At 50.2% G+C, this 13,405-nt stretch carries 11 protein-coding genes and 4 tRNA genes; 1 reads left to right on the forward strand and 14 read right to left on the reverse strand.

Going from position 1 to position 13,405, the window contains the following annotated elements; translation table 11 throughout:
• Positions 1-44: 44 nt before the first annotated feature.
• From rpoB to IMQ48_RS21200, 12 genes are all read right to left on the reverse strand, one after another.
• Complete coding sequence (gene rpoB / locus IMQ48_RS21145; protein ID WP_096758781.1) at positions 45-4,073, reverse strand: DNA-directed RNA polymerase subunit beta; 4,029 nt, start codon at positions 4,071-4,073, stop codon at positions 45-47.
• Positions 4,074-4,393: 320 nt separating this feature from the next.
• Positions 4,394-4,759, reverse strand: a complete 366-nt coding sequence (gene rplL / locus IMQ48_RS21150) for a 50S ribosomal protein L7/L12 (RefSeq protein WP_049842133.1) — start codon at positions 4,757-4,759, stop codon at positions 4,394-4,396.
• Between the two features lie 66 nt (positions 4,760-4,825).
• Positions 4,826-5,323 carry a 50S ribosomal protein L10 gene (gene rplJ / locus IMQ48_RS21155; protein ID WP_007704673.1) on the reverse strand — a complete coding sequence of 166 codons (498 nt, stop codon included), beginning with the start codon at positions 5,321-5,323 and terminating at the stop codon, positions 4,826-4,828.
• Between the two features lie 414 nt (positions 5,324-5,737).
• A complete protein-coding gene (gene rplA / locus IMQ48_RS21160; RefSeq protein WP_096758782.1) occupies positions 5,738-6,445 on the reverse strand; it encodes a 50S ribosomal protein L1 in 708 nt (235 codons plus the stop codon).
• Positions 6,446-6,448: 3 nt separating this feature from the next.
• Positions 6,449-6,877 (reverse strand): 50S ribosomal protein L11, encoded by a 429-nt coding sequence (gene rplK, locus IMQ48_RS21165; RefSeq protein ID WP_123350556.1) that lies wholly within the window; start codon positions 6,875-6,877, stop codon positions 6,449-6,451.
• Between the two features lie 155 nt (positions 6,878-7,032).
• Entirely contained in the window at positions 7,033-7,578 is a 546-nt protein-coding gene (gene nusG / locus IMQ48_RS21170; protein ID WP_003033125.1) for a transcription termination/antitermination protein NusG, read from the reverse strand.
• 1 nt (position 7,579) lies between these two features.
• Complete coding sequence (gene secE, locus IMQ48_RS21175) at positions 7,580-7,963, reverse strand: preprotein translocase subunit SecE (protein WP_003033128.1); 384 nt, start codon at positions 7,961-7,963, stop codon at positions 7,580-7,582.
• Between the two features lie 229 nt (positions 7,964-8,192).
• On the reverse strand, positions 8,193-9,377 hold the full coding sequence (tuf, locus tag IMQ48_RS21180) for an elongation factor Tu (RefSeq protein ID WP_096758783.1): 1,185 nt from the start codon (positions 9,375-9,377) through the stop codon (positions 8,193-8,195).
• Between the two features lie 118 nt (positions 9,378-9,495).
• Positions 9,496-9,571: transfer RNA gene (locus IMQ48_RS21185), tRNA-Thr, on the reverse strand.
• Positions 9,572-9,576: 5 nt separating this feature from the next.
• Positions 9,577-9,651, reverse strand: a tRNA-Gly gene (locus IMQ48_RS21190).
• A gap of 115 nt (positions 9,652-9,766) precedes the next feature.
• A tRNA-Tyr gene (locus IMQ48_RS21195) sits at positions 9,767-9,851 on the reverse strand.
• 8 nt (positions 9,852-9,859) lie between these two features.
• Positions 9,860-9,935, reverse strand: a tRNA-Thr gene (locus tag IMQ48_RS21200).
• A 390-nt stretch (positions 9,936-10,325) separates the two neighbouring features.
• On the opposite strand from IMQ48_RS21200, the gene coaA reads away from it, so the two are divergent.
• On the forward strand, positions 10,326-11,276 hold the full coding sequence (gene coaA, locus IMQ48_RS21205; RefSeq protein WP_196210544.1) for a type I pantothenate kinase: 951 nt from the start codon (positions 10,326-10,328) through the stop codon (positions 11,274-11,276).
• Between the two features lie 33 nt (positions 11,277-11,309).
• Here the strand turns inward: coaA and birA are convergent, their stop codons facing one another.
• Positions 11,310-12,272, reverse strand: coding sequence for a bifunctional biotin--[acetyl-CoA-carboxylase] ligase/biotin operon repressor BirA (gene birA / locus IMQ48_RS21210; protein WP_196210539.1), 963 nt, complete (start codon positions 12,270-12,272; stop codon positions 11,310-11,312).
• Positions 12,269-13,297, reverse strand: coding sequence for a UDP-N-acetylmuramate dehydrogenase (gene murB / locus IMQ48_RS21215; RefSeq protein WP_196210540.1), 1,029 nt, complete (start codon positions 13,295-13,297; stop codon positions 12,269-12,271). Before murB ends, birA begins: the two co-directional genes overlap by 4 nt.
• Positions 13,298-13,405 lie beyond the last annotated feature (108 nt).

Here is a 13,405-nt window from a genome sequence, read left to right on the forward strand (position 1 = left end):
GCACCGGGTCTTACCCCGGCACCAGTGACCTGTTTGAGCGAGAGTTACTCGTCTTCCAGCTCGATGTTGATACCCAGCGAACGAATCTCTTTCAACAGTACGTTGAAGGATTCTGGCATGCCTGGTTCCATCTGATGGTTGCCGTCCACGATGTTTTTATACATCTTGGTACGACCATTCACGTCATCAGACTTAACGGTGAGCATTTCCTGCAGGGTGTATGCCGCGCCATATGCTTCCAGCGCCCACACTTCCATCTCCCCGAAGCGCTGACCACCGAACTGAGCCTTACCACCCAGCGGCTGCTGAGTAACCAGGCTGTAAGAACCGGTAGAACGCGCGTGCATCTTGTCATCAACCAAGTGGTTCAGTTTCAGCATGTACATGTAGCCAACGGTAACCTGGCGCTCGAATTGCTCACCGGTACGACCGTCGAACAGTGTGATCTGACCAGAAGTCGGCAGGCCACCCAGCTGTAACAGTTCCTTGATTTCAGACTCTTTCGCACCGTCGAAGACCGGCGTTGCGATTGGCATACCTTTTTTCAGGTTTTCAGCCAGACGCAGAACTTCTTCATCACTGAAGGTATTCAGGTCAACTTTCTGACGAACGTCGGTACCCAGATCGTAGGCACGCTGGATGAATTCGCGCAGTTTGGCGACTTCTTCTTGCTGCTTCAGCATGGCGTTGATTTTCTCGCCGATACCTTTCGCAGCCATACCCAGGTGAGTTTCAAGGATCTGACCGATGTTCATACGCGATGGTACGCCCAGCGGGTTCAGTACGATATCTACCGGCGTACCGTTAGCATCGTGTGGCATATCTTCGATCGGGTTGATCTTAGAGATAACACCCTTGTTACCGTGACGACCTGCCATCTTATCACCAGGCTGGATCCGACGTTTAACCGCCAGATAAACCTTAACAATCTTCAGCACGCCTGGTGCCAGATCGTCGCCCTGAGTGATTTTACGGCGTTTCGCTTCGAGTTTTTTCTCGAATTCGTGTTTCAGTTCGTCGTACTGCTCAGCCAGCTGTTCCAGCTGATTTTGTTTCTCTTCGTCGGTCAGGCCGAGTTCCAGCCAGCGATCGCGCGGCAGTTTGTCGAGCTTCTCAGCTTCAACGCCACCGGCAACCAGCACCGCGTAGATACGGCTAAACAGGCCAGCTTCGAGGATCTGCAGTTCTTCAGACAGGTCTTTCTTCGCCTGCTTCAGCTGCATCTCTTCGATTTCCAGCGCACGTTTGTCTTTTTCTACGCCATCGCGAGTAAAGACCTGAACGTCGATAATCGTACCGGAAACACCGTTTGGTACACGCAGAGAAGAGTCTTTAACATCAGACGCTTTCTCACCGAAGATGGCACGCAGCAGTTTCTCTTCTGGCGTCAGCTGGGTTTCACCTTTCGGCGTTACCTTACCAACCAGAATGTCACCACCGGTGACTTCTGCACCAATGTAAACGATACCGGACTCATCCAGTTTGGAGAGCGCAGCTTCACCCACGTTCGGGATATCAGCGGTGATCTCTTCTGGCCCCAGCTTAGTGTCACGGGAGACACATGCCAGTTCCTGAATGTGGATGGTGGTGAAACGGTCTTCCTGGACAACACGCTCAGATACGAGGATGGAGTCTTCGAAGTTGTAACCGTTCCATGGCATGAATGCCACGCGCATGTTCTGACCCAGAGCCAGTTCACCGAGGTCGGTGGACGGACCGTCTGCCAGCACATCACCACGTTCAACCGGCTCACCCAGAGATACGCACGGCATCTGGTTGATACAGGTGTTCTGGTTCGAACGGGTGTATTTGGTCAGGTTATAGATGTCGATACCCGCTTCGCCCGCATGCATCTCGTCTTCGTTAACTTTGATAACGATACGGGAAGCATCAACGTACTGAACGGTACCGCCACGCTTAGCAACAGCAGTAACACCGGAGTCAACGGCAACAGCACGTTCCATACCGGTACCAACCAGCGGCTTATCAGCGCGCAGAGTCGGAACCGCCTGACGTTGCATGTTTGCACCCATCAATGCACGGTTGGCGTCATCGTGTTCCAGGAACGGGATCAGGGACGCACCGACGGATACCACCTGTTGGGTGGATACGTCCATGTAGTCAACCTGGTCGCGGCTGAACAAGCTGGATTCGCCTTTGCTACGGCACGTTACCAGGTCTTCTACAAAGTGGCCTTCGTCATCCAGGTTGGAGTTCGCCTGAGCGATAACGTAGTTGCCTTCTTCGATAGCAGACAGGTAATGAATTTCGTCGGTAACAACACCGTCAGTCACTTTACGATACGGCGTTTCAAGGAAGCCATATTCGTTAGTCTGTGCGTACACGGACAGGGAGTTGATCAGACCGATGTTCGGACCTTCAGGGGTTTCGATTGGACATACGCGACCGTAGTGAGTCGGGTGTACGTCTCGAACTTCGAAGCCTGCACGTTCACGGGTCAGACCGCCTGGGCCGAGGGCAGAGATACGACGCTTGTGCGTAATCTCAGACAGCGGGTTGTTCTGGTCCATAAACTGAGACAGCTGGCTGGAACCGAAGAACTCTTTCACTGCGGCAGAAATCGGCTTGGCGTTGATCATATCCTGAGGCATCAGGGTATCCAGATCGCCCAGAGACAGACGCTCTTTCACCGCACGCTCTACACGAACCAGGCCAACGCGGAACTGGTTTTCCGCCATTTCGCCAACAGAACGGATACGACGGTTACCGAGGTGGTCGATATCATCGACTTCGCCTTTACCGTTACGGATATCGATGAGCTTCTTCATCACTTCGATGATGTCGTCTTTGCTCAGGATACCGGAACCTTCGATCTCGTCACGCAGCAGAGAACGGTTGAACTTCATACGACCAACCGCAGACAAGTCATAGCGGTCTTCGGAGAAGAACAGGTTCTCGAACAGGCTTTCAGCAGCTTCGCGAGTCGGCGGCTCACCAGGGCGCATCATGCGGTAGATTTCTACCAGCGCGCTCAGACGATCGTTGGTTGGGTCGACGCGAATCGTTTCAGAGATATACGCACCGTGGTCCAGATCGTTGGTAAACAGCGTTTCGATACGCTTGTGACCAGACTGGCTCAGCTTAGCCAGCAGATCCAGGCTCAGTTCCATGTTCGCTGCGCAAATCAGCTCACCGGTTGATGCGTCAACGTAATCTTTAGCCGCAACTTTGCCCGCGATGTACTCAACTGGAACTTCGATAAGCTTGATATCGTCTTTTTCCAGCTGACGAATATGGCGCGCAGTGATGCGACGACCTTTTTCGACGTAGATTTTGCCGTTGGCTTCGATATCAAAGGAGGCGGTTTCACCACGCAGGCGTTCCGGCACCAGTTCCATCTGCAGCTTGTTGTCACGAATTTCGAAGACAACTTTCTCAAAGAACAGGTCAAGGATCTGTTCAGTGGTGTACTGCAGCGCACGCAGAATAATGGTCGCTGGCAGTTTGCGGCGACGGTCAATACGTACGAACAGGTTGTCCTTCGGATCGAATTCGAAATCCAGCCAGGAACCACGGTAAGGAATGATACGCGCGTTATAAAGCACTTTACCCGAAGAGTGGGTTTTACCCTTATCGGAGTCAAAGAAGACGCCTGGGCTACGGTGCAACTGGGAAACAATAACACGCTCGGTACCGTTGATGACAAAGGTACCGTTGTCAGTCATGAGCGGAATTTCACCCATGTAGACTTCTTGTTCTTTAATGTCTTTTACGGTGCCTTCCGGCGCTTCGCGCTCGTAGATCACCAGACGCAGTTTGACGCGCAGCGGTGCGGAATAAGTCACGCCACGGATCTGACATTCCTGAACGTCAAAAACAGGTTCGCCAAGGCGGTAGCTGACGTACTGCAGCTCAGAATTACCGCTATAGCTTTTAATAGGGAAAACGGAACGGAAAGCTGCTTCCAGACCATACTGCCCTTCAGGATCTTGCTCGATGAACTTCTGAAACGAGTCAAGCTGGATAGAAAGGAGATAAGGTATGTCCAACACTTGCGGACGTTTACCAAAATCCTTACGAATACGTTTTTTCTCGGTATAGGAGTAAACCATTAGGGTTCCTCAGCTCGCTGACAAGTCGACCCATCTGTCCGACGAAGGGACAGTTTGTGCAACACTATTTTGTTGACCGGAAAATCGAATACTTTCCGCAATGCCTGTTGCTATCACGCTTAAACCATTTCGTTGCGATTTACACAGAGCGGAGGCTCTGTCGCAATATATTAAGGCGTCGATAGAAACAAACATTGAAAGGCACAACAGTAGTCAAACAGTGTGAAATGCTACTGGCGCCTTACAGCGCAAAAAGGCTGGTGACTAAAAAGTCACCAGCCATCAGCCTAATTTCTTAGGCTGCAACTAGAAAAGTTGGCTTATTTAACTTCAACTTCAGCGCCAGCTTCTTCCAGAGATTTTTTCAGTGCTTCAGCGTCATCTTTGCTCACGCCTTCTTTCAGAGCGGCCGGAGCAGATTCTACCAGGTCTTTAGCTTCTTTCAGACCCAGGCCAGTTGCGCCACGTACTGCTTTGATTACTGCAACTTTGTTCGCGCCGATACCTTTCAGAATCACGTCGAATTCAGTTTTTTCTTCAGCAGCTTCAGCCGGGCCCGCAGCTACAGCTACAGCAGCAGCAGCAGAAACACCGAATTTTTCTTCCATTGCAGAAATCAGTTCTACAACGTCCATTACGGACATAGCGGATACTGCTTCAATGATTTGATCTTTAGTGATAGACATTTAAATTGTTCCTGAAAATCAGAATAAGTTTATACGTAAGCAGATGCTTGATAAAGATAACTGCGATTAAGCAGCTTCTTTCGCATCGCGAACAGCAGCCAGAGTGCGAACCAGTTTGCCAGCCGAAGCTTCTTTCATGGTTGCCATCAGGCGTGCAATTGCTTCTTCGTAGGTCGGCAGAGTTGCCAGGCGATCGATTTGCGATGCCGGGATCAATTCACCTTCAAAGGCTGCGGCTTTGACCTCAAATTTTGCATTCGCTTTCGCGAAATCTTTGAACAGACGAGCAGCTGCGCCCGGGTGTTCCATAGAATATGCAATCAGGGTCGGACCAACGAACGCGTCTTTCAGGCACTCAAACTGAGTACCTTCAACAACACGGCGCAGCAGGGTGTTACGAACAACACGCATGTATACGCCGGCTTCGCGACCTGCTTTACGCAGTTCAGTCATTTTGTCTACAGTAACGCCACGGGAATCCGCAACTACTGCAGACAGCGCGCCTTTGGCTACTTCGCTGACTTCAGCAACAATCGCTTGTTTGTCTTGAAGATTTAAAGCCATTAGCTTTGCTCCTGGATGTTTGCCGGAACTCATGTTCCGGAACTCACTTCACTCTTCCCAACGGACAGAGCGTCTTAATACGGTGAGCAGAAACAAGCCAGAGTATCAGAAATAATCTTAGCGTTCTGTCACCGTCTACGCAGGGCATTAAGCTTCTTTCGAAACACCTGCGGTCTTCGACGGAGGCCTGGATAGGCCAGGCTCCAACGAACAAATCTTGTCTATCTGCCGCTATTCAATCTGTGACGGCGTTGACTGCCTTCGTTCACACCAGTCACATAGTTAACTATGCTCCTGGCGATTCACTCAGTTGTCGCCTTGCCACAGCCTGAATATCTTGGATATACGTCTGCAATTAGCAGAAACGTGGGGGTAAGATTGTAGACAAAATCACCGCCCACGTAAAGGCGAATATTAGTTCGCCACAGTCGCGGTCAGACCGGACTGATCAACGGCAACACCAGCACCCATGGTGGTGGAGATGCTAACTTTCTTGATGTACACGCCTTTAGCCTGAGTCGGTTTCGCTTTTTTCAGCGCAACCAGCAGAGATTCCAGGTTTTCTTTCAGTTTGTCAGCGTCAAAATCCACTTTACCGATGGTAGTGTGGATGATGCCGTTTTTGTCGTTACGGTAACGAACCTGACCCGCTTTAGCGTTCTTAACCGCTTCAGCAACGTTAGGGGTTACAGTACCAACTTTCGGGTTTGGCATCAGGCCACGCGGACCCAGAACCTGGCCCAGCTGGCCAACAACGCGCATTGCATCCGGGGAAGCAATAACAACGTCAAAGTTCATTTCGCCTTTCTTGATCTGGTCAGCCAGATCTTCCATACCTACCAGTTCAGCGCCAGCAGCTTTAGCAGCTTCAGCGTTTGCGCCTTGGGCAAATACGGCTACGCGAACGGAACGGCCAGTACCGTGCGGCAGTACAGTTGCACCACGTACGTTCTGGTCAGATTTACGAGCATCGATACCGAGGTTAACGGCAACGTCAACGCTTTCTACGAATTTAGCAGTGGCCAGCTCTTTCAGCAGAGCAATAGCTTCGTTGATATCATACTGTTTAGTTGTATCAACTTTGTCACGGATCACGCGCATACGCTTGGTCAGTTTAGCCATTTCTTAATCCTCCACTACCAGGCCCATGGAACGTGCAGTACCTTCAATGGAGCGAGTCATCGCTTCAATGTCAGAACCAGTCATGTCGGCAGCTTTGGTCTGCGCGATTTCCTGCAGCTGAGCGCGGGAAATTTTACCCACTTTGTCTTTGTTCGGCTTACCGGAACCAGACTTGATACCAGCCGCTTTCTTCAGCAGAACTGCTGCCGGAGGCGTTTTGGTAACGAAAGTGAAAGAACGGTCAGCGTAAACAGTGATAACAACCGGGATCGGCAGACCTTTTTCCAGGGAATCAGTTTTTGCGTTAAACGCTTTGCAGAATTCCATGATGTTCACGCCTTGTTGACCCAGTGCTGGACCTACCGGCGGGCTCGGGTTAGCCATACCAGCTGCAACCTGCAGCTTGACATAGGCTTGGACTTTCTTAGCCATTCTAAATTCCTCTAGTTGGGTTATAGCGCCTCAAAAAGGCTCCCCGTGATAAAATTCGTTTTACGGATGCTATCCATAAAAACAAAAGGCGCGAAATTGTATTCCAATCTCGCGCCTTGTGCAACGATTAAATCGCCGCTTTTTTGATCGACTTGTTAGGCTTTCTCAACCTGAGCGAAGTCCAGCTCAACCGGCGTTGCACGACCGAAGATAGATACGGAAACCTTCAGACGAGACTTCTCATAATCCACTTCTTCAACTACGCCGTTAAAGTCAGCAAACGGACCGTCGCTAACGCGAACCATTTCACCCGGTTCGAACATCGTTTTCGGACGTGGCTTATCGCCAACCTGCTGCAGGCGGTTCATGATCGCATCAACTTCTTTGTCGCTGATCGGAGCTGGGCGGTCAGACGTACCGCCGATGAAGCCCATCACACGCGGCACACTGCGCACCAGGTGCCAGCTCGCATCGTTCATGACCATCTGAACCAGTACGTAGCCCGGGAAGAATTTACGTTCGCTTTTGCGACGCTGGCCGCCACGGATTTCGACCACTTCTTCGGTCGGTACCATGACTTCGCCAAACAACTCTTCCATATTTTGTAACTTGATATACTCACGCAGCGATGTGGCTACGCGGCCTTCAAAACCGGAAAACGCCTGAACGACGTACCAGCGCTTTTTAGGGGCTTCAGACATCTTAGAACCTCAGGCCAGTGATAAAGGATACCAGGCGAACCAGAATACCATCCAGTCCCCACAGGATCAGTGACATAACTGCGGTAACCGCAGCCACAATCAACGTGGTGTGCAATGTTTCCTGGCGAGTCGGCCAAATGACCTTACGGACTTCGGTTCTCGCTTCACGGGCAAAAGCAACGGTCGCTTTACCTTTTGTTGTCAACAGCGCGACACCACCCGCTGCAGCAATCAGAATCACTACGGCCAGCGCACGCAACGGCAGCATCATGTCACGATAAAGGTAGTTGCCCACGATAGCTACAAGCAGCAATACAGCGACAACAACCCACTTCATCGCTTCCAGGCCACGCCCGCTTCCTTGAGCTTCGGTATTCGCACTCATAAACCAACCTGTCAGAAGTATTCTACAAACATTTTCACCCCGCGTAAGCGAGGCAATCCAAACCGAAATGCTCTGGTGCGTTTCGGACTAAACGCCCTCTTCAGAGCCTGTCTCAGCAATGATTATGGCAAAAAAAATCACTGATGAGCCAGGTTCTGGTTCGACAGCGTATAAAAAGGGCATCAAATGATGCCCTTTTATTGCGCATTGCGTCAAATAATATCAGCAATTAGCTCATTACTTTGGCAACAACGCCTGCGCCAACGGTACGACCGCCTTCACGGATTGCAAAACGCAGACCATCGTCCATCGCGATCGGGTGGATCAGGGTAACAACCATTTTGATGTTGTCGCCCGGCATTACCATCTCTACGCCTTCTGGCAGTTCGATGGTACCGGTCACGTCAGTAGTACGGAAGTAGAACTGCGGACGGTAGCCTTTGAAGAACGGAGTATGACGGCCGCCTTCGTCTTTGGACAGGATGTAAACTTCAGATTCGAACTTGGTGTGCGGCTTGATAGAGCCCGGCTTAGCCAGTACCTGACCACGTTCGATTTCTTCACGTTTGATACCACGCAGCAGAACACCAACGTTCTCACCAGCACGGCCTTCGTCCAGCAGCTTACGGAACATTTCAACGCCAGTACAGGTAGACTTAGCAGTCTCTTTGATACCAACGATTTCTACTTCTTCGCCAACTTTAACGATACCGCGCTCTACACGACCGGTAACAACGGTACCACGGCCGGAGATGGAGAATACGTCTTCGATAGGCAGCAGGAACGGCTTGTCAATCGCACGTTCTGGTTCCGGGATGTAAGAATCCAGGTAGCCAGCCAGTTCGATGATTTTCGCTTCCCACTCTGCATCGCCTTCCAGCGCTTTCAGAGCAGAACCACGAACGATTGGAGTATCGTCGCCCGGGAAATCGTACTGAGACAGAAGCTCACGAACTTCCATTTCTACCAGTTCCAGCAGCTCTTCGTCATCAACCATGTCGCATTTGTTCAGGAACACGATGATGTACGGAACGCCAACCTGACGACCCAGCAGGATGTGCTCACGAGTCTGCGGCATCGGGCCGTCTGTCGCAGCAACAACCAGGATCGCGCCGTCCATCTGCGCAGCACCGGTGATCATGTTTTTAACATAGTCGGCGTGCCCTGGGCAGTCTACGTGTGCGTAGTGGCGAGACGGGGTGTCGTATTCAACGTGAGACGTGTTGATGGTGATACCACGTGCTTTTTCTTCTGGCGCATTATCGATCTGATCGAATGCGCGAGCAGCACCGCCGTAGGTTTTAGCCAGAACGGTAGTGATTGCAGCAGTCAGCGTTGTTTTACCATGGTCAACGTGGCCGATAGTACCGACGTTAACGTGCGGTTTAGTACGTTCAAATTTTTCTTTAGACATCGATTGTCCCTCTAAGACACGGATAAATCGGTGATATCACCACATCAACCAGGCAATATACCTGAACTGTTGAATGCTTTTAAAAGTAAACAGAGAGAAACGGGAAGGAGAAGTGAAGTGGTGCTGATACCCAGAGTCGAACTGGGGACCTCACCCTTACCAAGGGTGCGCTCTACCAACTGAGCCATATCAGCACGTCTGGAGCGGGCAGCGGGAATCGAACCCGCATCATCAGCTTGGAAGGCTGAGGTAATAGCCATTATACGATGCCCGCATCCTGAAACTCGGCTACCCAGTTCTTTCTGTAATAAAAAAGAGATTTCTCTCTTTTTTATTTGAGCTGGTTAATTTTTCTAACCAACCCAGGCGGCGATAACGCTGCCAGAAAGTGGTGGTGGGGGAAGGATTCGAACCTTCGAAGTCTGTGACGGCAGATTTACAGTCTGCTCCCTTTGGCCGCTCGGGAACCCCACCGGACTTGATGGTGCCGACTACCGGAATCGAACTGGTGACCTACTGATTACAAGTCAGTTGCTCTACCTACTGAGCTAAGTCGGCATCAAGTAGCGCGCATTTTATGGAGACCTGCGCTTTCATGCAACTAAAAAATCGCATAAAACGTTCTATCGCTCACATTTTACACTATGCGACCGATAAATAATCTATTCCCACGCCTGACTGTACAAATTTACAACGTTTCACGACCATCCAGGAGGTGTTTTGCTCCATCATCTGTTTACCAACTGATGCAAAGTGCCTCTTTTTACATCTGGAATACTCGTCACATTGCTTTTCAGGGGATGATTTTTTCTTATTATTCCCTCTCATCTGGTGTTACCCTCCTGCCCATTGTCCAAATTAACTGAAATGTGACGTGCCATTGCGTGCCAGGGATGAATTCATTTTTTATTACTGATCTGATATCGCAATGACAGCCAGACCATGCGTATGAGTATAAAAGAGCAAGCGTTAATGACGCCTTACCTACAGTTTGATCGCAACCAGTGGGCTGCACTTCGTGATTCCGTGCCAATGACCCTGAGCGAGGAAGAGATTGCTCGTCTGAAAGGCATTAATGAAGACTTATCGCTGGAAGAAGTTGCCGAGATTTATTTGCCCTTATCGCGTTTGCTAAATTTTTACATCAGTTCAAACCTGCGACGTCAGGCCGTTCTGGAGCAATTTTTAGGCACCAACGGCGAGCGTATTCCTTATATCATCAGCATTGCTGGCAGCGTTGCGGTAGGGAAAAGTACCACCGCGCGCGTCCTGCAGGCATTGTTGAGCCGCTGGCCTGAGCATCGTAAGGTTGAGTTGATTACCACCGATGGTTTTCTTCACCCTAACCAGGTGCTGAAGGATCGTGGACTTATGAAGAAGAAAGGCTTCCCGCAGTCCTACGATATGCACCGTCTGGTTAAATTCGTTTCCGATCTCAAGTCAGGCGTCCCCAACGTTACTGCGCCGGTTTATTCACATCTTATCTATGATGTGATCCCTGATGGAGACAAAACCGTTGCCCAGCCCGATATATTAATCCTCGAAGGGTTAAACGTATTACAAAGCGGGATGGATTACCCTCACGATCCACATCATGTATTTGTTTCTGACTTTGTCGACTTCTCTATTTACGTTGACGCGCCAGAAGAATTACTCCAGACGTGGTATATCAATCGTTTCCTGAAATTCCGTGAAGGGGCCTTTACCAATCCCGACTCTTATTTCCATAACTACGCCAAACTGTCTGAAGATGAGGCGATCAATACCGCCACATCACTTTGGAAAGAGATTAATGGGTTGAATTTAAAACAAAATATACTACCGACACGTGAGCGTGCCAGCTTAATCATGACCAAAAGCGCCAACCATGCCGTTGAACAAGTCAGATTACGGAAATAAATAAAAAGTGGGGAGTAACGGCTCCCCTTTTTATTACTCTGCACTTCTCAGTGATATTTCTCCACCCATCCACGGTTTTATCACACCATCCTGTTCAAGTAATAGCGCACCTTGCGCATCTATTCCCCGGGATACACCGAATATTTCTTTATCGCCAATAATCAGTTTAACGGGACGATTGATAAAGTTATCCAGTTTCTTCCAGCGGGAGAGATAAGGGGCCAAACCTTCTTGTTCAAATAGCACCAGTGCTGCACGCAACTCACGGATCAGTCGGGCTGCAAGCGCATTACGATCAATGTTAATTCCCGCTTCCTGCAGGTTAATCCACCCCTGATTGACCACATTTTCTTCTACCCGACGCATGGCCATATTAATGCCTGCGCCAATAACAATTTGCGCGGCATCGCCAGTTTTACCAGTTAGTTCAACCAGAATTCCTGCGAGTTTACGATCGAGCAGGTAGAGATCGTTGGGCCATTTCACACGCACCTTATCGGCACCCAGATCGCGTAATACTTCTGCCATGACGATACCAATGACCAGGCTCAGGCCAATCGCAGCCGCCGGTCCCTGCTCCAGACGCCAGAACATTGAGAGGTAAAGGTTTGCTCCAAACGGAGAAAACCATTTTCGCCCACGACGGCCACGTCCGGCCTGCTGATATTCAGCGACGCAGGCATCACCTGATTCCAGTTGCCCAATACGATCCAAAAGGTATTGGTTGGTCGAATCAATCACCGGTAGGACGGTAATATTTCCACCATCCAGTTGGGAATGAATAACTGATGAATCCAGGAGCTGAATAGGTTCCGGTAAGCTGTATCCTTTACCGGGAACGGTAAAGACATCAACACCCCAGTCACGTAACGTCTGGATGTGTTTATTGATAGCCGCACGACTCATGCCGAGCTTTTCACCGAGCTGTTCACCTGAATGAAATTCACCATCCGCCAGCAATGAAATCAGCGTCAAGGGTACGGTGTTATCCTTCATGCAATGATCTCCACGGCGTTTATTTCCCCCTTCGGTCCAATGAATCGAACTTCCGGCTCAAGCCAGACATTAAATTTCGCACCCACTTTCTGGCGAACGTGATGGGCAAGCTGCACCACATCCTGGCTTGTTGCATCGTCGGCATTAATAAGCACCAGAGCCTGTTGTTGATGTACCGCAGCGCCACCGATGCGCGCTCCTTTTAGCTGGCATTGATCGATAAGCCAGCCTGCGGCCAGTTTCACCGAACCATCTTTCTGCGGGTAATGAGGCGCGGCCGGGAATTGCGACAACAATGCCTCAGCAACATCTACGCTGACAACGGGATTTTTAAAGAAGCTCCCCGCATTACCCTGTACTTTCGGGTCAGGAAGCTTTGTTGTACGCATATGGCAGACAGCATCAAAAACCTGCTGCGGTGTCACCGCCGAAGGATCAAGGCGCGTTAAGTCACCGTAAGTTAGCACCGGCTGCCATTGCTTTAGCAGACGCAGCCCAACAGCAACAATCGCAAAGCGATCCTGATATTCATGTTTGAAAATGCTATCACGATAGCCGAAACGGCATTCCGCAGCACTGACGCGCAAATGCTTACCCGTAGACAGCTCAACACAGTCCACATATTCACAGACACGTTGCAGCTCTACACCGTAAGCACCAATATTCTGGATAGGCGATGAGCCAACACAGCCGGGGATAAGTGCCAGATTTTCCAGCCCAGGCATACCTAGCTGCAACGTGTGTTGTACTAGATGATGCCAGTTTTCACCCGCGCCGACGTGCAAATGCCAGGCATCCGCCTGTTCTGTAACCTGAATTCCCTTAATACGGTTGACGATCACCGTGCCATGAAAGGTATCAAGAAACAAGACGTTGCTCCCTTCGCCCAGGATCAAAACTGGATGATGTAATACGGTGGCTGATTGCCAGGCATTCAGTAGTTGTTGCTCATTTTCGGCGCAGACAAGCTCATTAGCATACTGATCGATACCGAAGGTGTTCCAGGCTTTAAGGGAGTGATTCATAGACGCTTTCCTGATGCAAAATCGCGCTTAGTTTACCGCATATGCCGCAGGATGGCTTGTGTTATGGAAGAGTGGGTATCGATGACGCTGCGCTTATCAGGCTTACCC

Source organism: Citrobacter sp. Res13-Sevr-PEB04-36, from assembly GCF_015672735.1.
Taxonomy (GTDB): Bacteria; Pseudomonadota; Gammaproteobacteria; order Enterobacterales; family Enterobacteriaceae; genus Citrobacter.

Bases quoted from the DNA above. Each gene is read 5' to 3' on its own strand.
- rplL (WP_049842133.1), bottom strand. From the start codon at position 4,759: ATGTCTATCACTAAAGATCAAATCATTGAAGCAGTATCCGCTATGTCC.
- nusG (WP_003033125.1), bottom strand. From the start codon at position 7,578: ATGTCTGAAGCCCCTAAAAAGCGCTGGTACGTCGTTCAGGCGTTTTCC.
- rplJ (WP_007704673.1), bottom strand. From the start codon at position 5,323: ATGGCTTTAAATCTTCAAGACAAACAAGCGATTGTTGCTGAAGTCAGC.
- coaA (WP_196210544.1), top strand. From the start codon at position 10,326: ATGAGTATAAAAGAGCAAGCGTTAATGACGCCTTACCTACAGTTTGAT.
- rpoB (WP_096758781.1), bottom strand. From the start codon at position 4,073: ATGGTTTACTCCTATACCGAGAAAAAACGTATTCGTAAGGATTTTGGT.
- tuf (WP_096758783.1), bottom strand. From the start codon at position 9,377: ATGTCTAAAGAAAAATTTGAACGTACTAAACCGCACGTTAACGTCGGT.
- rplA (WP_096758782.1), bottom strand. From the start codon at position 6,445: ATGGCTAAACTGACCAAGCGTATGCGCGTGATCCGTGACAAAGTTGAT.
- secE (WP_003033128.1), bottom strand. From the start codon at position 7,963: ATGAGTGCGAATACCGAAGCTCAAGGAAGCGGGCGTGGCCTGGAAGCG.
- rplK (WP_123350556.1), bottom strand. From the start codon at position 6,877: ATGGCTAAGAAAGTCCAAGCCTATGTCAAGCTGCAGGTTGCAGCTGGT.
- murB (WP_196210540.1), bottom strand. From the start codon at position 13,297: ATGAATCACTCCCTTAAAGCCTGGAACACCTTCGGTATCGATCAGTAT.
- birA (WP_196210539.1), bottom strand. From the start codon at position 12,272: ATGAAGGATAACACCGTACCCTTGACGCTGATTTCATTGCTGGCGGAT.